This is a genomic window from Serratia sp. CY47280, from assembly GCF_052168655.1.
GTDB classification, from domain to species: Bacteria; Pseudomonadota; Gammaproteobacteria; order Enterobacterales; family Enterobacteriaceae; genus Serratia; species Serratia bockelmannii.
The window spans coordinates 1,170,518-1,190,050 of the sequence record NZ_JBJNMG010000001.1 but is presented as its reverse complement, the minus strand read 5'-3'; the positions used below and the strand labels follow the sequence as shown (position 1 = coordinate 1,190,050).

General features: G+C 59.1%; 15 protein-coding genes. 12 read left to right on the top strand and 3 right to left on the bottom strand.

Annotated elements, in window-relative coordinates; genetic code table 11:
* The first annotated feature begins 2 nt into the window (after positions 1 to 2).
* From ACJ8J4_RS05765 to tcyN, 4 genes are all read left to right on the top strand, one after another.
* Positions 3 to 995, top strand: a complete 993-nt coding sequence (locus ACJ8J4_RS05765) for a D-cysteine desulfhydrase (RefSeq protein WP_025303239.1) — start codon at positions 3 to 5, stop codon at positions 993 to 995.
* Positions 996 to 1,110: 115 nt separating this feature from the next.
* Positions 1,111 to 1,911 (top strand): cystine ABC transporter substrate-binding protein, encoded by an 801-nt coding sequence (gene tcyJ / locus ACJ8J4_RS05760; protein WP_197836153.1) that lies wholly within the window; start codon positions 1,111 to 1,113, stop codon positions 1,909 to 1,911.
* The gene (tcyL, locus tag ACJ8J4_RS05755) at positions 1,911 to 2,573 is read left to right on the top strand and encodes a cystine ABC transporter permease (RefSeq protein WP_025303237.1); all 663 of its coding nucleotides are present in this window, start codon (positions 1,911 to 1,913) and stop codon (positions 2,571 to 2,573) included. The genes tcyJ and tcyL overlap by 1 nt, the downstream gene beginning before the upstream one ends.
* Positions 2,574 to 2,576: 3 nt before the next feature.
* Positions 2,577 to 3,329 (top strand): L-cystine ABC transporter ATP-binding protein TcyN, encoded by a 753-nt coding sequence (gene tcyN / locus ACJ8J4_RS05750; RefSeq protein ID WP_025303236.1) that lies wholly within the window; start codon positions 2,577 to 2,579, stop codon positions 3,327 to 3,329.
* A 325-nt stretch (positions 3,330 to 3,654) separates the two neighbouring features.
* On the opposite strand, the gene putA is transcribed toward tcyN, so the two are convergent.
* Positions 3,655 to 7,626, bottom strand: a complete 3,972-nt coding sequence (putA, locus tag ACJ8J4_RS05745; RefSeq protein ID WP_025303235.1) for a trifunctional transcriptional regulator/proline dehydrogenase/L-glutamate gamma-semialdehyde dehydrogenase — start codon at positions 7,624 to 7,626, stop codon at positions 3,655 to 3,657.
* 571 nt (positions 7,627 to 8,197) lie between these two features.
* On the opposite strand from putA, the gene putP reads away from it, so the two are divergent.
* The 6 genes from putP (at position 8,198) to lpxO (ending at position 15,882) form a co-directional block, all read left to right on the top strand.
* Positions 8,198 to 9,682, top strand: coding sequence for a sodium/proline symporter PutP (gene putP / locus ACJ8J4_RS05740; RefSeq protein ID WP_060447836.1), 1,485 nt, complete (start codon positions 8,198 to 8,200; stop codon positions 9,680 to 9,682).
* Between the two features lie 244 nt (positions 9,683 to 9,926).
* Complete coding sequence (gene efeU, locus ACJ8J4_RS05735; RefSeq protein WP_049209047.1) at positions 9,927 to 10,772, top strand: iron uptake transporter permease EfeU; 846 nt, start codon at positions 9,927 to 9,929, stop codon at positions 10,770 to 10,772.
* 20 nt (positions 10,773 to 10,792) lie between these two features.
* Positions 10,793 to 11,929 carry an iron uptake system protein EfeO gene (gene efeO / locus ACJ8J4_RS05730; RefSeq protein WP_142590281.1) on the top strand — a complete coding sequence of 379 codons (1,137 nt, stop codon included), beginning with the start codon at positions 10,793 to 10,795 and terminating at the stop codon, positions 11,927 to 11,929.
* 11 nt (positions 11,930 to 11,940) lie between these two features.
* Positions 11,941 to 13,239 carry an iron uptake transporter deferrochelatase/peroxidase subunit gene (gene efeB / locus ACJ8J4_RS05725; protein WP_049209045.1) on the top strand — a complete coding sequence of 433 codons (1,299 nt, stop codon included), beginning with the start codon at positions 11,941 to 11,943 and terminating at the stop codon, positions 13,237 to 13,239.
* Between the two features lie 716 nt (positions 13,240 to 13,955).
* Positions 13,956 to 14,744, top strand: coding sequence for a phosphate starvation-inducible protein PhoH (gene phoH, locus ACJ8J4_RS05720; RefSeq protein ID WP_015378226.1), 789 nt, complete (start codon positions 13,956 to 13,958; stop codon positions 14,742 to 14,744).
* Between the two features lie 235 nt (positions 14,745 to 14,979).
* Entirely contained in the window at positions 14,980 to 15,882 is a 903-nt protein-coding gene (gene lpxO / locus ACJ8J4_RS05715; RefSeq protein ID WP_025303230.1) for a lipid A hydroxylase LpxO, read from the top strand.
* A 36-nt stretch (positions 15,883 to 15,918) separates the two neighbouring features.
* Here the strand turns inward: lpxO and chaA are convergent, their stop codons facing one another.
* Together chaA and ACJ8J4_RS05705 are read right to left on the bottom strand one after the other, a co-directional pair.
* A complete protein-coding gene (gene chaA, locus ACJ8J4_RS05710) occupies positions 15,919 to 17,022 on the bottom strand; it encodes a sodium-potassium/proton antiporter ChaA (protein ID WP_264383597.1) in 1,104 nt (367 codons plus the stop codon).
* Positions 17,023 to 17,316: 294 nt separating this feature from the next.
* On the bottom strand, positions 17,317 to 18,135 hold the full coding sequence (locus ACJ8J4_RS05705; protein WP_264383596.1) for a siderophore-interacting protein: 819 nt from the start codon (positions 18,133 to 18,135) through the stop codon (positions 17,317 to 17,319).
* 130 nt (positions 18,136 to 18,265) lie between these two features.
* Here ACJ8J4_RS05705 and chaB point away from each other — a divergent pair, with 130 nt between their 5' ends.
* Both chaB and ACJ8J4_RS05695 read left to right on the top strand, forming a co-directional pair.
* Entirely contained in the window at positions 18,266 to 18,493 is a 228-nt protein-coding gene (gene chaB / locus ACJ8J4_RS05700) for a putative cation transport regulator ChaB (RefSeq protein WP_025303227.1), read from the top strand.
* A gap of 251 nt (positions 18,494 to 18,744) precedes the next feature.
* Entirely contained in the window at positions 18,745 to 19,440 is a 696-nt protein-coding gene (locus ACJ8J4_RS05695; RefSeq protein ID WP_025303226.1) for a gamma-glutamylcyclotransferase, read from the top strand.
* The last annotated feature ends 93 nt before the right edge of the window (positions 19,441 to 19,533 follow it).

The following is a 19,533-nucleotide window of genomic DNA, read 5'->3' as shown; positions in this document are numbered from 1 at the left end:
TAGTGAACCTGCAACAACAACTGGCGCAATTTCCGCGTCTGGATCTGGTTGGCACCGCCACACCGCTCGAAAAGCTGTCCCGTCTCTCCGATTACCTCGGCCGCGAAATCTACCTTAAACGTGACGATGTCACTCCAATGGCCATGGGCGGCAACAAGCTGAGAAAGCTCGAGTTTCTGGCCGCCGATGCGCTGAGGCAAGGCGCCGATACGCTGGTCACCGCCGGCGCCATTCAATCCAACCACGTGCGCCAGACGGCGGCGGTGGCGGCGAAACTCGGCCTGCACTGCGTCGCGCTGCTGGAAAACCCTATCGACACCCGCGCGGAAAACTACCTGACCAACGGCAACCGCCTGTTGCTCGGCCTGTTCAACGCCGAGGTGGTGATGTGCGAAGCGCTGCACGATCCGCAGCAACAGCTGGCAGAACTGGCGACGCGCCTTGAGGCGCAGGGGTTCCGGCCTTACGTGGTGCCGGTGGGCGGCTCCAATGCCCTGGGCGCGCTGGGATATGTGCAGTGCGCATTGGAAATCGCCGAACAGAGCCAACGCAGCAACGTGGCGTTCAGTTCTGTGGTGGTGGCGTCCGGCAGCGCCGGCACTCACGCCGGGCTGGCGGTGGGGTTGCAACAGCTGCTGCCGGAAACCGAGTTGATCGGCGTGACGGTCTCGCGCACCGTGATCGATCAACTGCCTAAGGTGGAGCAGATCCAGAAAGCCCTGGCTTGTTCGCTGAATATCGACGAGCTGGCGCCGATCGCGCTGTGGGACGATTATTTCGCGCCGCAGTACGGCATGCCGAACGAAGAGGGCATGGCGGCCGTGCAGCTGCTGGCGCAGCAAGAGGGCGTGTTGCTGGATCCGGTATACACCGGCAAAGCGATGGCCGGTTTGATCGACGGCATCGCCCAGCGGCGCTTCCGCGATGAGGGCCCTATTCTGTTCGTTCACACCGGTGGTGCGCCGGCGCTGTTCGCCTACCATCCGCAGGTGTAAAAACCGCTTGTTATTCCATTTTGAACTATATTTATAAAGTTATATTCCTTTATGCGGGCGGTCGCACTGTTAAAGTGCTGATATCAAAAAAGATAAATAACACACAGGGGTGTTTATGATGTTTGCGAAAGTTCGTCGTCAATGGTTGTTGGGCGTGGTGGGTATTGCGTTGGCCGCCGGTGTGACGACTCAAACCTACGCCGCTGATAACCTGCTGCTGCAGGTGAAACAGCGCGGCACGCTGATCGTCGGGCTGGAAGGCACCTATCCGCCGTTCAGCTTCCAGGGTGAAGACGGCAAGCTGACCGGTTTTGAAGTGGATTTCGCCAACGCGCTGGCGGAACATCTGGGCGTGAAAGCCAAGCTGAACCCGACCAAGTGGGACGGCATGCTGGCGTCGCTGGACTCGAAACGTATCGACGTGGTTATCAACCAGGTGACGCTCTCCGATGAGCGCAAGAAGAAATATGACTTCTCCACTCCGTATACCGTTTCCGGTATTCAGGCGCTGGTGAAAAAGGGTAACGAAGGCACCATCACCAAGCCGGAAGACCTGAAGGGCAAGAAGGTCGGCGTTGGCCTGGGCACCAACTATGAGCAATGGCTGCGCGAGAACGTGCAGGGCGTAGACGTGCGCACCTACGACGACGATCCGACCAAGTATCAGGATCTGCGCGTTGGCCGCATCAACGCCATTCTGGTGGATCGCCTGGCGGCGCTGGATCTGGTGAAGAAAACCGGCGATACGCTGGCGGTAGCCGGCCCGGCGTTCTCTCGCCAGGAATCCGGCGTGGCGCTGCGCAAGAACAACCCAGAGCTGCTGGCCGCGATTGACCAGGCGATCGCCGAGATGCAAAAAGACGGCACGCTGGCGAAGATCTCCGAGAAATGGTTTGGCGCGGACGTAACTAAATAATGCACGAAAGTATTCAACTGGCGCTGGATTCAGCGCCATTTTTATTGAAGGGCGCAATACTGACGCTTCAGCTCAGCCTGGGCGGTATGGCGCTAGGCTTGTTGCTCGGTTTTCTGCTGGCGCTGATGCGCCTTTCGCCGCTGTGGCCGCTGTCGTGGCTGTCGCGTATTTACGTGTCGCTGTTCCGCGGCACGCCGTTGATTGCCCAGCTGTTTATGATCTATTACGGTCTGCCGCAGTTCGGCATCGAATTCGACCCTTTCCCGGCGGCGCTGATTGGCCTGTCGCTCAATACCGCCGCCTACACCTCGGAAACGCTGCGCGCGGCGATTTCGTCGATCGATAAAGGGCAGTGGGAAGCCGCCGCCAGCATCGGCATGACCCGTTGGCAAACCCTGCGCCGGGTGATCCTGCCGCAGGCGGCGCGCACCGCCTTGCCGCCGCTGGGCAACAGCTTTATCGGCCTGGTGAAGGACACCTCGCTAGCCGCCACCATTCAGGTGCCGGAACTGTTCCGCCAGGCGCAGCTGATCACCTCGCGCACGCTGGAAGTGTTCACCATGTACCTGGCGGCATCGCTGATTTACTGGGTGATGGCGACCCTGCTTTCCGCACTGCAAAACCGTCTGGAAGCCCACGTTAATCGCCAGGATCAGGAGTAACGCATGAGTGCCATTGAAGTTAAGCAATTGACCAAGCAGTTCAAGGGTCAGACGGTGCTGCATGGGATCGATCTGGCGGTGGACGCCGGTGAAGTGGTGGCGATCATCGGGCCGAGCGGTTCGGGGAAAACCACCTTGTTGCGCTGCATCAATCTGCTGGAGGAGCCGGATTCCGGCACTATTCGCGTCGGCGATATTCAGATCGACGGCAGCAAGCCGCTGAGCAAACAGAAAAATCAGGTGCGCGCGCTGCGTCAGCAGGTCGGTTTCGTGTTCCAGAACTTCAACCTGTTTCCGCACCGTTCGGTGCTGGAAAACATCATCGAAGGGCCGGTTATCGTTAAAGGCGAGGCGAAAGCCAGCGCTGAACAGCGCGCCCGCGCGTTGCTGGCCAAAGTGGGCCTGAGCGGCAAAGAGGCGGCTTATCCGCGGCGTCTGTCCGGCGGGCAGCAGCAGCGGGTGGCGATCGCGCGCGCGCTGGCGATGCAGCCGGAGGTGATTTTGTTCGACGAGCCGACGTCGGCGCTCGATCCCGAGCTGGTGGGGGAAGTGCTCAATACCATGCGCTCACTGGCGGAAGAGAAACGCACCATGGTGATCGTCACCCATGAGATGAGCTTCGCCCGCGACGTGGCCGACCGGGTTATCTTTATGGATCACGGCCGCATTGTTGAACAGGGCCCGGCCAAAGCGCTGTTCGCCAATCCGCAGCATCAGCGCACCCAGCAATTCCTCGACAAGTTCCGGAATCAATAAGGCGTCGGGGGCGTTTCCCCCGACCGCATTCACTCCGCTTTCAACCATTCGTTTCGCGCGGCGGCGGCGAGAAATTCGCTGCGGCTGCCGTATTCCGAATATTGCCGATCCCGAAAGTCAATGCGTCTCGTAGCGCTCTGACGCGGCTTTCAAACAGAATAATCCGTCTATGTTGTTATCGTCCAAGAGCGACGCTCCACCCTGTAAGGATAATAAGGCGCTAACGGCTGATCGGCCTGCGGGCAATAAAAAACCCTGCACGAGTGCAGGGTTTGCGTAGCGGTGAGCAAGTCAGGCGGCGATGCATGGCCGCCTTGGCGATGCGTTAACCGATGGTCATCAGGCTGGCGTTACCGCCGGCGGCGGCGGTGTTGACGCTCAGCGAACGTTCGATCAGCAGGCGTTCCAACAGGATGTTGGTTTCACCGTGGGCGAAGCCCTGCACCGAAACGATGGCGCCGCCGCGCTGCGCGATCTGCTCGCACAGGGTGCGCAGCTGGTCGGCATCGCCGTGGTAGATGGCGGCGTCGAACTCGACCTTATCCTGCTGCCAGTCTTTGCTGAAGGCGATGCGCGCCTGCACATCGTTCGGCAAGCGGCGGAACAGATTGCGCTGCAGTTCCGCTTCCGGCCACAGCACGCAGCTGCCAACCGCCAGCACGGCGGCCAGCTGGGTCAGCGCGTCGGTTTCGTTATCCGCCAGGCACAGCACGCGTTCACGCGGCAACAGGGCATAGGTATTGCGCTCGCCGGTTGGGCCCGGCAGCGGGCGTACGGTGCCGCCCTGGCCCAGTTCCGCATAGCGCTGCGCCAATGCCGCCAGTTCGCCGTGTTGGCTGGTGACCGCCCATTTCTCCAGCGATTGCAGCGCACCCAGCAGCTGCGGCCGTGCGGTGGCTTCCATCGGGCGCTCTTCGTCCTGACGGTGCAGCGTACGTTGCAGCGCGTCGTCCGGGCGGTTGGCCAGCAGACGGTACAGGTACAGCGGACCGCCGGCTTTCGGGCCGGTGCCTGACAGGCCTTCGCCGCCGAACGGCTGCACGCCGACCACTGCGCCGACCATGTTGCGGTTGACGTACAGGTTGCCGACCTTGGCACGTTCGGTCACCCGGGCGATGGTTTCATCGATACGGGTGTGAATGCCCAGCGTCAGGCCATAACCGGCGGCGTTGATCTGATCGACCAGCGCGTCCAGATTGTTGCGCTGGAAGCGCACCACGTGCAACACCGGGCCGAAGATCTCTTTCTGCAGCTCGTCGAAGCTGTCGAGCTCGATCAGCGTCGGCTTGATGAAGGTGCCGCGCGCCCACTCTTTCTCATCCTGCGCGCTGCCTTTGGCGGCCTGGTACACCTTGCGGCCTTTGGCACGCATCGCTTGGATGTGGCGTTCGATGCCGGTTTTGGCTTCGGCGTCGATCACCGGCCCCACGTCGGTCGACAGGCGCTCCGGATTGCCCATGCGGCATTCGGCCATCGCGCCGCGCAGCATTTGCAGCGTGTGCTCGGCCACGTCTTCTTGAATGCACAGGATACGCAGCGCGGAGCAGCGTTGGCCGGCGCTGTCGAAGGCGGAGGCCACCACGTCGGTCACCACCTGTTCGGTCAGGGCGGAGGAGTCGACGATCATGGCGTTCAGGCCGCCGGTTTCGGCGATCAGCGGCGTCGGACGGCCTTGCGGATCCAGACGGCCGGCGATGCTGCGTTGCAGAATGCCGGCGACGTCGGTGGAGCCGGTAAACATCACGCCGCGGACGCGGGCATCGTTAACCAGCGTTGAGCCGACGGTTTCACCCTGGCCCGGCAGCAGCTGCAGCACGCCTTGCGGAATGCCGGCTTCCAGCAGGATACGCACCGCCTGCGCGGCCACCAGCGGCGTTTGCTCGGCCGGTTTGGCCAGCACGCTGTTGCCCGCCGCCAGCGCGGCGGCGATTTGGCCGGTGAAGATCGCCAGCGGGAAGTTCCACGGGCTGATGCAGACCACCGGGCCCAGCGGGCGGTGGCTGTCGTTGGCGAAGTCGTCGCGCACCTGGCCGGCGTAGTAGTGCAGGAAGTCGACCGCTTCGCGCACTTCGGCGATGGCGTTGTTGAAGGTTTTACCCGCTTCGCGCACCAGAATGCCCAGCAGGCTTTGCAGCTGGCTCTCCATCAGCTCGGCGGCGCGTTCGAGGATCGCGGCGCGCTCCGTCGGCGGCGTAGCGAACCAGATTGGGCCGGCGGCCGCGGCGGCGTCGAGCGCACGGCTGACTTCGCCTTCGGTGGCTTCACGCACGTAGCCGACCACATCGCCTGGCTCTGCCGGGTTGATCACCGGCTGCTCGACGCCCTGATCCAACTCGGCATCGATGATAGGTTCCGCGCGCCACGGATGGCTGGCGCTGGTGAGCAGGGCACTGGAGAGTGAGGCCAGACGCTGTTCGTTGGACAGATCCAGGCCGCTGGAGTTGGTACGTTTCTCGCCATACAGCTCGCGCGGCAGCGGAATGCGCGGATGCGGCAGACCAATCTGGCCTTCGCTGGCCGCCAGCGCTTCCACGGCGCTGACCGGATCGGCCACCAGCTCGTCGAGCGGCAGGGTGGCGTCGGCGATGCGGTTGACGAACGAGGTGTTGGCGCCGTTTTCCAGCAGGCGGCGCACCAGGTAAGCCAGCAGCGTTTCATGGGTGCCGACCGGTGCATAGATGCGGCAAGGGCGGTTCAGTTTGCCGTCGGCCACTTTGCCCACTACCTGTTCGTACAACGGTTCACCCATGCCGTGCAGGCATTGGAACTCATACTGGCCAGGGTAGTAGTTATTGCCGGCCAGGTGATAAATGGCGCTCAGCGTATGGGCGTTGTGGGTCGCGAACTGCGGATAAATCAGGTTCGGCACCGACAGCAGCTTGCGGGCGCAGGCCAGGTAGGATACGTCGGTGTACACCTTGCGGGTGTAAACCGGATAACCTTCCAGGCCATCCATTTGGGCGCGTTTGATTTCGCTGTCCCAGTAAGCGCCTTTCACCAGACGGATCATCAGGCGACGGCGGCTGCGCTGCGCCATGTCGATCACCGCGTCGATGGCGAACGGGCAACGTTTTTGGTAGGCCTGGATCACGAAGCCGATGCCGTTCCAGCCGGCCAACTGCGGCTCGAAGCACAGTTTCTCCAGCAGATCGAGCGAGATTTCCAGTCGGTCGGCCTCTTCGGCGTCGATGTTGATGCCGATATCATACTGGCGTGCCTGCAGGGTCAGCGACAGCAGGCGCGGGTAAAGCTCTTCCATCACGCGTTCGTACTGCGCGCGGCTGTAGCGCGGGTGCAGGGCGGACAATTTGATGGAGATGCCGGGGCCTTCATAGATGCCGCGGCCGTTGGAGGCTTTGCCGATGGCGTGGATCGCCTGCTGGTAGGAAACCAGGTAGGCCTGGGCGTCGGCCTCGGTCAGGGCGGCTTCGCCCAGCATGTCGTAGGAGTAGCGGAACCCTTTTTCTTCCAGCTTGCGCGCGTTGGCCAGCGCCTCGGCGATGGTTTCGCCGGTCACGAACTGTTCGCCCATCAGGCGCATCGCCATGTCCACGCCTTTGCGGATCAGCGGCTCGCCGCTCTTGCCGATAATGCGGTTCAGCGAGCGGGACAGATTGGCTTCGTTATGGGTCGACACCAGCTTGCCGGTGAACAGTAGGCCCCAGGTGGCGGCGTTGACGAACAGCGACGGGCTGCGCCCGAGGTGCGAATGCCAGTTGCCGTTGCTGATCTTGTCGCGGATCAGGGCATCGCGGGTCGGTTTGTCCGGAATGCGCAGCAGCGCTTCCGCCAGGCACATCAGCGCTACGCCTTCCTGCGAGGAGAGGGAGAACTCTTGCAGCAGGCCTTGCACCATGCCGGCGCGGCCGTTTGCACTTTTTTGGTTACGCAACTTCTCGGCGATGCCGTAGGCCATTTTGTGAGTAGCCTGAGCAAGATCGGCAGGTAATCGCGCCTGTTCGAGCAACATCGGCACCGCTTCGGTCTCCGGGCGACGATAGGCGGCGGTGATGGCGGCGCGGGTCACCGATTGCGGCAGAATTTGTTCGGCGAAATCGAGGAATGGCTGGTGTGACTCTTCCTGCGCTTGCGGCATAATGTCGTCCGCTTCAGGCTGGCCCGCAGCGGCCAGCGCTGGAATTTCAGGAATATCGGTACCGCTCTCGAGACGCTCGAGGTAATTAAAGATGGCCTGCTTGATGAGCCAGTGCGGCGTGCGATCGATGCGCTGCGCGGCGCTCTTGATCCGGTCGCGTGTTGCCTCGTCGAGTTTCACGCCCATTGTGGTAGTGCCCATGCCTATCCAACTCCTGTGTTTAGAACCTATCCCATCAGGCTAGACAAACAGCAGGCCGGAAAGCCTGTTGGGATAGGTTCGTGTGATGTGTGGTGTCAAGAATGCAGACAATATCCTGCATGTTGCAACTTTGTGCAACCTTGTTAAATCAGGCTGATGAGCGAAGTGTGAGTTTCATCGATTTTTTAACATGGGCAGTTGGCATGAATGTTGCGTTATTGAGCGAACGCGGCGGGGTTTATGATGCCGCAGGCGCTTTACCTTGCGGTATATAAGGGTAATAACCAGGTGCAACTCACTTTGCTTGTCGTAAGTGCAACCCGTGAGCCCGGTAAATGTGACGCAGGGTAAACTTTGTGTAACTTTGTTGTTAAATGTCTTGTTGGTTGATGAAAAGCTCATCTAGGATAACCGACGGTCAACAATTACGGGCAGAAACTATTTTACCTGCACTTGCTCGCAGGCTGCGCCACGTTCCGGCGCGGCGGCCAGTGAAATGCATTGCGCGTGGGTTTACCGGCGCCGGCTTGGCCGGAGCGAAACGCGAATAATAATGAAAGTGGAGAATTAAATGACAATGAGCACACCTATGCTGGTGACCTTCCTGGTGTACATTTTCGGGATGGTGCTGATCGGCCTGCTTGCCTACCGGGCAACCAACAACTTTGATGACTATATTCTCGGCGGCCGCAGTTTGGGCAGCGTGGTGACCGCGCTGTCCGCCGGCGCTTCCGACATGAGCGGCTGGTTGCTGATGGGCCTGCCGGGCGCCATCTTCCTCTCCGGCATCTCCGAAAGCTGGATCGCCATCGGCCTGACCATTGGCGCTTACCTGAACTGGAAGCTGGTGGCAGGAAGGCTGCGCGTACATACCGAAGCCAACAACAACGCCCTGACGCTGCCGGACTATTTCACCAGCCGCTTTGAAGACAACAGCAAGTTGCTGCGGGTGATCTCGGCCATCGTCATCCTGGTGTTCTTCACCATTTACTGCGCCTCCGGCATCGTGGCCGGCGCGCGCCTGTTCGAAAGCACCTTCGGCATGAGCTACGAAACCGCCCTGTGGGCCGGCGCCGCAGCGACCATCCTCTACACCTTTATCGGCGGTTTCCTGGCGGTGAGCTGGACCGACACCGTGCAGGCCAGCCTGATGATTTTCGCGCTGATCCTGACGCCGGTGATCGTGATCTTCGCCGTCGGCGGCATCGATACCTCGATGCTGGTGATCCAGGCACAGAACCCGGCCAACCTTGACATGCTGAAGGGGCTGAACTTCGTCGCCATCCTGTCGCTGCTGGGTTGGGGCCTGGGCTACTTCGGCCAGCCGCATATCCTGGCGCGTTTCATGGCGGCGGATTCTCACCGCACCATCCGCAGCGCGCGTCGCATCAGCATGACCTGGATGATCCTGTGCCTGGCCGGCACCATCGCCGTCGGTTTCTTCGGCATTGCTTACTTCGCCAATAACCCGGATCAAGCCGGTAACGTGTCGCAGAACGGCGAACGCGTGTTCATCGAACTGGCGATGTTGCTGTTCAACCCATGGGTGGCGGGCGTGCTGCTGTCGGCGATTCTGGCGGCGGTCATGAGTACTCTGAGCTGCCAGCTGCTGGTGTGCTCCAGTGCGATCACCGAAGACCTGTACAAGGCATTTCTGCGCAAGGGCGCCAGCCAGCGTGAGCTGGTGTGGGTCGGCCGCGTGATGGTGCTGGTGGTGGCGCTGATCGCCATCGCGTTGGCGGCCAACCCGGAGAACCGCGTGCTGGGCCTGGTGAGCTATGCCTGGGCCGGTTTCGGCGCCGCCTTCGGCCCGGTTGTGCTGATCTCGGTAATGTGGTCGCGCATGACCCGCAACGGCGCGCTGGCCGGCATGCTGGTCGGTGCGGTGACGGTGATCGTCTGGAAACAGTATGAATGGCTGGGCCTGTACGAAATCATCCCGGGCTTCATCCTGGGCTGTCTGGCCATTGTGGTGGTGAGCCTGATGGGCCGCCAGCCGTCTACCACCATGACCGAACGTTTCGATCAGGCGGAAGCCGAGTACAAAACGGTATAACGCCGTTCGATGTCAGTCAGCAAGGGGCGCGCAGAGCGCCCCTTCTTTTTGCCGGCTTACCCCGTCATCCGGCTGTAACACCTGGCGACATTTGATTAGAAAAAATCACGCTTGCGCCTCTTGTATTTCTTCTTGGCAGAATGATAATCACTCTCGTTGTATTTTACGTTTCTTTACAGAGTTGCCGCCGCTCATTTCGAGTCAGTTTTCTCTGCCGCCGCGGTCTTTTCAGGGGTGTTTATTTATGTTCGTTCCCTTTCTTATCATGTTCCGCGAGGGGCTGGAGGCTGCGTTGATCGTCAGCCTGATCGCCAGCTACCTGAAACGCACGCAGCGCAGCCAATGGCTCGGTGCGGTGTGGATCGGCGTGATTGTCGCCGCGGCGCTGTGTCTGGCGCTCGGCATCTTCATCAATGAGACCACCGGCGAGTTCCCGCAAAAACAGCAGGAGCTGTTTGAAGGCATCGTGGCGGTGGTGGCGGTGCTGATCCTCACCTATATGGTGTTCTGGATGCGTAAGGTGTCCAAATCGGTCAAGGTGCATCTGGAAGGCGCGATCGATCAGGCGCTTAACGCCGGTAAAGGGCAGGGTTGGGCGCTGGTGGCGATGGTGTTCTTCGCCGTAGCGCGAGAAGGGCTGGAGTCAGTGTTCTTCCTGTTGGCGGCGTTTCAGCAAGACGTGGGCGCCGCGGCGCCGATCGGTGCGGTGCTCGGGCTGGTTGCCGCCATCGTGCTGGGCATGATGATTTACTGGGGCGGTGTGAAGCTGCACCTGGCCAAATTCTTCAAATGGACCAGCCTGTTCATTTTGTTCGTCGCCGCCGGCCTGGCCGCCGGGGCGATCCGCGCCTTCCACGAAGCCGGTCTGTGGAACCATTTCCAGGACATCGCCTTCGATTTCAGCAACACCCTGTCGACCCATTCGCTGTTCGGCACCCTGCTGGAAGGCATTCTCGGTTATCAGGAAGCCCCGACGGTCAGCGAAGTGGCGGTCTACTTCCTGTATCTGATCCCGGCGCTGATTTTCTTTTTCCTGCCGCAGCGCGCGGAGCCGGCAGCGGCCCCGGCGCAACGTAAAATCAATCATTAATGTTTAATAGGGAATCTCGTATGTCTACTCCGTTATTTCGCCGCAAGGCGTTGCACGCAGCATTACTGGCTATCCCGGCGTTTGCGCTGAGCATCGACGCCTTGGCGGCGGACGTGCCGCAGGTCAAGGTCACGGTCAACGACAAGCAGTGCGAACCAATGCAGCTGACGGTGCCGGCCGGCAAGACGCAGTTTGTGGTGCACAACACCAGCCAGAAAAACGTCGAATGGGAAATCCTGAAAGGGGTGATGGTGGTGGAAGAGCGCGAGAACATCGCGCCGGGTTTCACCCAGAAAATGACCGCCACGCTGGAAGCGGGCGAATATGACATGACCTGCGGGCTGCTGAGCAATCCGAAAGGCAAACTGACTGTCACCGCAGCGGCCAACGGCGCTACCGACGGCAAGCCGAGCGCGCTGGATCTGGTTGGCCCGATCGCCGAATACAAAGTTTACGTCACCAAAGAAGTCGATGGGCTGGTGAAACAGACCAAGCTGTTCACCGACGCGGTGAAGGCCGGTAACGTGGAGCAAGCGCGCAAGCTGTACGCGCCGACCCGCCAGCACTATGAGCGCATCGAGCCGATCGCCGAGCTGTTCTCCGATCTGGACGGCAGCATCGACGCCCGCGAAGACGACTACGAGAAGAAATCGGCGGACCCTAACTTCACCGGTTTCCACCGTCTGGAGAAGGCGCTGTTTGCCGACAACTCCACCAAAGACATGGGCGCCTACGCCGATCGCCTGTACCACGACACCGTCGAGCTGCAAAAGCGCGTGAGTGAACTGACCTTCCCGCCGAGCAAGGTGGTGGGCGGCGCAGCCGGGCTGATCGAAGAGGTGGCGGCCAGCAAGATCAGCGGTGAAGAAGACCGCTACAGCCGCACCGACCTGTGGGACTTCCAGGCCAACGTCGACGGCGCGCAGAAGATAGTCAACCTGCTGCGTCCTTTGCTGGTCAAAGCCAATAAGCCGCTGCTGGACAAGATCGACGCCAACTTCAAAACGGTGGACACCATTTTGGCGAAGTACCAAACCAAAGAGGGGTATGAGTCCTATGAGAAGCTGACCGATGCCGATCGCAATGCGTTGAAAGGGCCGATCACCACGCTGGCGGAAGACCTTTCCCAACTGCGCGGCGTGTTGGGCCTGGACTGAGGCATACGGTTATGAGCAACAAGGCAGGCCCGAATAACGGGCCTCATCTGCACTCTCAGGGGGCGGCATCGCCTTCACGGCGCCGTTTGCTGCAAGGGCTGGGGCTGGGCGCACTGGCGCTGGGCGGCACCCGCTTGGCGCAGGCGGCGGGCAATGCGGCGGAGCCGTTGGCGACGCCGCAGGATGAGCGCTGGCAGAAGCAGCCGTTTTATGGCCGCCATCAGGCCGGGGTGCTGACGCCGCAACAGGCGGCGATGATGCTGGTGGCGTTCGATGTGCTGGCGACCGACAAAGCGGGGCTGGAGCGCCTGTTCCGGCTACTGACCGATCGCATCGCCTTCCTGACCCACGGCGGCAAGGCGCCGGAGGTGGACGCCAAGCTGCCACCGCTCGATTCCGGCATCATGGGGCCGGAGATTTACCCGGACAACCTGACCATTACCGTCTCGGTCGGCGCATCGCTGTTCGACGAGCGCTTTGGCCTGCAGGCGCACAAGCCGCTGAAATTGCAGAAAATGACCCGCTTCCCCAACGATGCGTTGGACGCCGGGCTTTGCCACGGCGACCTGCTGCTGCAGATCTGCGCCAACACCAACGAAACCGCTCTCCACGCGCTGCGTGATATCATCAAGCACTCGCCGGATCTGCTCAGCGTGCGCTGGAAGCGGGAAGGGTTCATCTCCGCGCACGCGGCGCGCAGCAAAGGCAAAGAGACGCCGATTAACCTGTTGGGGTTCAAAGACGGCACCGCCAACCCGAAGACCGACGACAAACCGCTGATGGATAAAGTGGTCTGGGTCGGCGACAGCGTCGGCGAACCGGCGTGGACGGCGGGCGGCAGCTATCAGGCGGCGCGTATTATTCGTTTCCGCGTCGAGTTTTGGGATCGCACGCCGCTGCAGGAGCAGGAAACCATTTTCGGCCGCGAGAAGCACAGCGGTGCGCCGCTCGGCATGAAGCATGAACATGACGAGCCGAATTACGCGAACGATCCCGACGGTAAGGTGATCCCGATGGACGCGCACATTCGCTTGGCTAACCCACGCACGCCGGAAAGCCAAAGCAACCTGATGCTGCGGCGCGGCTACAGCTATTCCCTTGGCGTCTCCAATGCCGGGCAGTTGGAAATGGGGCTGCTGTTCGTCTGTTATCAGGCCGATCTGGAGAAAGGCTTCCTGACGGTGCAAAAAAGGCTGAACGGCGAAGCGTTGGAGGAATACATCAAGCCAATTGGCGGCGGATATTTCTTCGTGCTGCCGGGCGTGAAAGAGAACGGTGACTATCTGGCCAGCGGCCTGCTTAAGGCCTGAACCCGGAATGACGAGGCGGGATCGCCTGCCTCGTTTTACTTTGTTTTGCCTGCCGTAAGGAAGATTGAGCGTCGAAAGTCAATTCGACACCTGGCCTATGGATTAAAAAACACGCACCGCCGCGTTTTTTGGTTGTGCAAAATTTAATCAGGAAACCAAAGTGTCATTCGCGGTTTTTAATTGTAATTTGTTGAAATTTATATGTTAAAAATTTTTATGGAATGACGTGTCGCGCGTGATATAGTGTTTTAACGATAACTAAAAACAAAACATATAAAATTTTTTTACATTTTAGTAACGCGACAGGATTGAATGTCATTATACTGTAATCATCTGGCGGTAGTTTTCACACGGTGCACAGCTTGAAGCTGTAAATATCACTGCGGGGATCGCTAATGGTAAAGTCCTTGGTTGGGCTGGAAAGAAAAAATAACACATCTCCCCTGATTTCTCGTTGTAACGAGGGTTCTCTCTCCGACTCTCTTTTACCGGCAACTCCGCACTCTTATCGCTACCGAATCTCACCACTTTTTACTCCACGTTTATTGATGCAGTCCGCGTTGTCCCGTGAAAAAACGGCGCTTAAGCGTTGCCGTCAATTCACATTGTCCCTTGGCTCTCATTGGCTCGGAGGAGGCCAAAACCTAATACGTGTGTGAAACATAATCGCACGGCCTGGCCGTTGCGGTAGGTGAAACAAACTGTAAGGTGCCACTATGGGTAGACAGAAAGCAGTGATCAAAGCACGTCGTGAAGCGAAACGCGTTATTCGTCGTGACGCTCGTAGTCATCGCCAGCTGGAAGAAGAGTCTGTGACCTCGCTGGTGCAAATGGGGGGAGTCGAGTCTATCGGCATGGCGCGAGACAAGCGCGATAGCTCACCCATCGAGGCTAGAACCGAAGCTCAGGGTCATTACTTATCAGCCATAGAGAATAAGCAGCTGATCTTCGCCACCGGCGAAGCGGGCTGTGGCAAAACATTTATCAGCGCCGCCAAGGCGGCGGAGGCGCTGATCCATAAAGAGGTGGATCGGATTATCGTTACCCGTCCTGTTTTGCAGGCGGATGAAGACCTCGGTTTCTTGCCGGGGGATATCTCCGAGAAGTTCGCCCCTTATTTCCGCCCGGTGTATGACATTCTGGTACGTCGTTTAGGATCTTCCTTTATGCAGTACTGCCTGCGCCCGGAAATCGGCAAGGTAGAGATTGCACCGTTTGCTTACATGCGCGGACGCACCTTCGAAAATGCGGTCGTTATCCTGGATGAAGCCCAGAACGTGACCGCCAGCCAGATGAAAATGTTCCTGACCCGCCTGGGGGAAAACGTGACGGTTATCGTTAACGGCGACGTGACCCAGTGCGACCTGCCGCGCGGCGTGAAATCCGGCCTCAGCGATGCCCTGGAACGCTTCGAAGAGGACGAGATGATCGGCGTTATCCGCTTTGAAAAACAGGACTGCGTACGCTCCGCTTTGTGCCAGCGCACGCTCAACGCTTACAGTTAACCTATCCGCTAATGGAAAGGCCGCCTCGGCGGCCTTTTTTATCGCCCCTCATTTATCATTTCGTTTAACCTTTGTGTAAATTATTGTGGTTTTTTGTATGGATTTTCGTTGAGTTAGCGTTAATGATTAATGGGTTCCAGATTGGCGCGCAATTTGCCTGTGCCGCCAAAAGGACATTATCTGGGGTGTGCGCCGCGCGGCGCATAGCGTGTGGGTTCCTTGATGCGATTCAAACATGAAATACATCATTCTGATTTTGCTTATTTTATGCGTCGTCTATGTGCATTACCGCGGACGGGTGCGCTACAACGTGTGGCGACAGCTGTCTGACCATTCCACCTTTACTGCACCGTTGAACGTTTTCATGTATCTGTTTTCCCGTGTGCCGACTACGCCGTATCTGAAGCCGGAGCAGTTCCCTGAGTTGGCGGTACTGCGGGAGAACTGGGAAACCATCCGCGACGAAGGACAGAAGCTGATGGAGATCCAGCAGATCAAGGCGTCCGATCAATTCAACGACGCCGGTTTCAACTCATTCTTCAAGACTGGTTGGAAACGCTTTTACCTGAAATGGTATGAAGACAGCCATCCTTCCGCCATGACCCTGTGCCCGCAGACCACGGAACTGCTGCGCAGCCTGCCTTCGGTCAAGGCGGCGATGTTCGCCGAACTGCCGGACGGCAGCCGGTTGCCGCGCCACCGCGATCCTTACGCCGGTTCGCTGCGTTATCACCTGGGGCTGATTACTCCCAACGATGACCGCTGCTTCATTGAGGTGGACGGCGAACGCTACAGCTGGCGCGACGGTGAAGGCGTGATGTTCGATGAAACCTATCTGCACTACGCGGAAAATCAGAGCGGGCAGAATCGTCTGATCCTGTTCTGCGACATCGAACGGCCGATGCGCTACCGCTGGGCACAGGCGGTTAACCACTGGCTGGGGCGCAATCTGATGAGCGCCGCCACCGCGCCGAACGAAGAGGGCGATCGTACCGGCGGCGTCAACAAGATGTTCAAATACATCTATGCGATACGCCGGGTGGGGAAACGCTTGAAGGCCTGGAACCGCACCGGTTATTACATCATCAAGTGGATTTTGTTCGGGGGGATCGCCGCGGCGATATTCTTCTCGGTATAACGAAGGCAGGGGCGCACAGAGTGCGCCCCTTTTTGATCAGGCGAAGATAGTCATCATGTAGGCGGCGAACAGCGCCAGGTGGGCGGTGCCGTTCAGCACGTTGGTGCGTCCGGTCGAGAACGACAGCTGGCACAGCAGCAGCACCGTCAGCATCACCACGATATGCGGCGTTTGCAGGCCGAAGATCAGCGTCTGCCCGGTCAGGGTGGCGATGATGGTCACCGCCGGCACGGTCAGGGAGATGGTCGCCAGCACCGAACCGAAGAACAGGTTCATGGCGCGTTGCACCTGATTGTTCAACACGGCGCGCAGCGCGCCCAGACCTTCCGGCGACAGGATCAACAGCGCCACCAGGAAACCGGTGAACTGCGCCGGTGCATTCATCTTGGTCAGCAGGCCTTCCAGCGGATTGGCGTTGAACTTGGTGACGGCGATAACCGCGATCAGGTGCACGATGAGCCAGGCGGCGTGCCAGGCGCTGCTGTGCGAAGAGGGCTTGCCGTGATGCGGATCGCCATCGTCGTCTTCATGCTCGTACACGAACAGGCTCTGATGGGTTTTGGTCTGGATCACCAGGAACACGCCATACATGGCGGCGGAGATCAACGCCACCAGCAGCGCTTGCCCGGTGCTGAAGTTACCGCCTGGCAGCGCGCTCGGGAACACCAGCACGATCACCGCCAGCGGGAAAATCGCCATCAGATACTGTTTGATGCCGCCCAGGTTGACGTACTGGGTGGCGAACTTGCGCCCGCCGAGCAGCAGCGCAAAGCCGACCAGGCCGGCGGAAACGATCATGATGATGGAATACAGCGTGTCGCGCATCAGCGCCGGTGCGGCGTCGCCGGTGGCCATCAGCGCGGAAATCAGGCTGACCTCGAGGATCACCACCGACAAACTGAGGATCAGCGAGCCATAGGGTTCGCCCAATCGGTGGGCCAGCACGTCGGCGTGGCGCACCACGCTGAAGGCGCTGCTGAGGATCCCCACCAGCGCGAGAATATTGATGCCGACGATTAGCGGAAAGTTACCGGTGCTACCCCATAGATTTAGCACTACCAACGCGGCGATAGGGAAGATCAGCGAGTATTCGGTGTGGCGAGATTTGGTGGATCGGCCAGGATCGTGTTGCGACTTCATGAGGGTGGCACTCCTTCTCAAACAGCGTAGCCCGTCAGCGCCGGTTGCCGTGATACGGCAACTCTGCGTTTCCAGTAGGTATTTTATATTAGGATACACCCACGGCGCCGGTGTGATGTTGTTTTTATCTGAGAAAGCAATTGCTTGCTTTATGTGATCAGGGTAGCAAAAAAACCGCACGGGGTGCGGTTTTATTTACTTACTTTTACGCAATAACGCCAAGTTTTAACGTTAGATTTGAGAAAAGTCATGTTTACTTGTTTAGTACTCGGTTAATCAAGGAAAATGAGACGATCAGTCGTCAATGTTATCCATGATTTCATGCCGTTTATTGTGGTAACCCTCTTCATTTAGCCCCTCACGCCAGTAAGGCACAGCATAAAGACGATTACGATCGCATTGACGTTCACGGCGTAGGTAGCGGCGCAGCTCTACCACCAGGCGATCTTCACCGGCGAGCCAGAAGTGGGTATCGCTCTGCGGCACGGATTGCGCGCGGAACCGAGCGACCAATTCGTCGGTTTTCTCTGTGCCGCCGACAACCCAATTCACCTCAACGCCGGCAGGCTTTTTCAGGTCAATGACGTCAGCGTTGCTGTCGACGCGGACGAAAGCGCGTCCGGCGCTGTGCGGCGGCAGGTTTTCCAACAGCGCGGCCAGCGCAGGCAGTGAGGAAGGATCGCCCGCCAGGCAGTAGAAGTCGGCGGCCGGCAGCATCGGCTTGGGGCCGCCCGGGTTGCTGATGCCGATTTTATCGCCGGCTTTCGCCTGGCGCGCAAAGTCGACCGCCGGGCCCTGATGGTCATGAATGGCGAACTCGATGTCCACTTCCGCCAGTTCCGGGCGCACGGCGCGGATGGAATAGGTGCGCACGATCGGGCGTACGGCATCTGCGGCCCAACGCGGGCCGTTTTCGGTCAGCGTCGGCAGGTCCGGCTGCGTCTGGCCGGCGAGCGGCAAAAAGACTTTGATGTGTGCAGCGGCGGCATTGGCCGGGTAGTAACGCAGATCGGGGGCGGTAAAGGTAATGCGGCGCAGGTGCGGCGTAATGTCCTGTACGCGGCTGACGGCGATCAGGTAGGGGGCGCGTGAGCGAGGGGCTTCGGTAGTCACGGGGATCTCCTTATAGTTCGTTTGGCGGTGAGTATAACATGTCGTTTGATAATGAGAATTGTTTGCTAATTGAGACGAAACCGCATGTGGGCTAGGCTTAAGGTTCACTCATCCTGAAAGGGGAGGCCATATGCCCTACCACAGCACGAACGACTTGCCGGACAATGTGAAGCATGTGCTGCCGGAACATGCGCAGGCGATCTATAAAGAAGCGTTCAACAGCGCCTGGCAACAATACCGCGATCCCGATGACCGGCGCGGTGACGACAGCCGTGAAGAGACGGCGCATAAGGTAGCTTGGGCGGCGGTCAAGCAAAGCTATCGTAAGGGCGATGACGAACGTTGGCATAAAAAGTAACGAATTATCACGCAGCAAAAATCGCGCAGACATTATGTGGAGCCCGGCAATTAATATTATTGCTGCTCAGTACAAATACTTTTTCACTTTAACGCCGCTTTGTAACTTGATTGCACGTCAGGAAAAGAATAAGGTCATTCTTATAAGGCGCGGTGATTGAATTAATAAAAATCCGCAGCCGAAAATAAAACATCAAAGGTTCAGCAGTGGCGAGGGAAGGCGAGAAATCGTATTCCCGGGAGGTAATATCAGTGTTAACGCGAGATTTTCTGCAAAAAGCGGATTGCAAAACTGCATTCGGCGCTATTGAGGAGTCGTTGTTGCTGACGCCTGAACAGCGTGCAGCCTCGTTGGATTGCACCTTATCGCGCCGGCCGGGTCACAGCCCCGTATGGATATTCGGTTACGGTTCGCTGATGTGGAACCCGGTTTTCGAATCGGAAGAAGTGCGGCCGGCCAAGCTGCAGGGTTGGCACCGGGCGTTCTGTATGCGCTTGACCGCCGGGCGCGGCACGCTGCATCAGCCGGGGCGCATGCTGGCGTTGAAGGCCGGCGGCCACACTACGGGCCTGGCCTTTCGCTTGCCGGAAAGCAAACTGCGTGAAGAGTTGGAGCTGCTTTGGAAGCGCGAAATGGTGACCGATTGCTACGTGCCGACCTGGTGCGAGCTGGAGTTGGATGGCGGCGAGAAGGTTACTGCGTTGGTATTCGTGATGAACCCGCAGCATCCGCTGTTTGAAGAAGACACCAGCTACCAGGTGATCGCGCCATTGATCGCCAGCGCCAGCGGCCCGCTGGGCACCAACGCGCAATATCTGTTTGCGCTGGATAACGAGTTGAAGCACCACGGCATGCAGGATGATTGCATCGGCGATCTGGTGCGCTGCGTGCAGCAATGGCTGCAGCAGAACCGCACCGGCGGCATCGGCAGTGAGGCCACCGCCTGAGGCTGCTGTGGGAATGCGAACGGTGAGGGGCTCAGCATGCTGAGCCCTTTTTTTATATCTAATGCCTATATTTAATAACTTTAATTTGCACAG

Bases quoted from the DNA above. Each gene is read 5' to 3' on its own strand.
- tcyJ (WP_197836153.1), top strand. From the start codon at position 1,111: ATGATGTTTGCGAAAGTTCGTCGTCAATGGTTGTTGGGCGTGGTGGGT.
- tcyL (WP_025303237.1), top strand. From the start codon at position 1,911: ATGCACGAAAGTATTCAACTGGCGCTGGATTCAGCGCCATTTTTATTG.
- tcyN (WP_025303236.1), top strand. From the start codon at position 2,577: ATGAGTGCCATTGAAGTTAAGCAATTGACCAAGCAGTTCAAGGGTCAG.
- putA (WP_025303235.1), bottom strand. From the start codon at position 7,626: ATGGGCACTACCACAATGGGCGTGAAACTCGACGAGGCAACACGCGAC.
- putP (WP_060447836.1), top strand. From the start codon at position 8,198: ATGACAATGAGCACACCTATGCTGGTGACCTTCCTGGTGTACATTTTC.
- efeU (WP_049209047.1), top strand. From the start codon at position 9,927: ATGTTCGTTCCCTTTCTTATCATGTTCCGCGAGGGGCTGGAGGCTGCG.
- efeO (WP_142590281.1), top strand. From the start codon at position 10,793: ATGTCTACTCCGTTATTTCGCCGCAAGGCGTTGCACGCAGCATTACTG.
- efeB (WP_049209045.1), top strand. From the start codon at position 11,941: ATGAGCAACAAGGCAGGCCCGAATAACGGGCCTCATCTGCACTCTCAG.
- phoH (WP_015378226.1), top strand. From the start codon at position 13,956: ATGGGTAGACAGAAAGCAGTGATCAAAGCACGTCGTGAAGCGAAACGC.
- lpxO (WP_025303230.1), top strand. From the start codon at position 14,980: ATGAAATACATCATTCTGATTTTGCTTATTTTATGCGTCGTCTATGTG.
- chaA (WP_264383597.1), bottom strand. From the start codon at position 17,022: ATGAAGTCGCAACACGATCCTGGCCGATCCACCAAATCTCGCCACACC.
- chaB (WP_025303227.1), top strand. From the start codon at position 18,266: ATGCCCTACCACAGCACGAACGACTTGCCGGACAATGTGAAGCATGTG.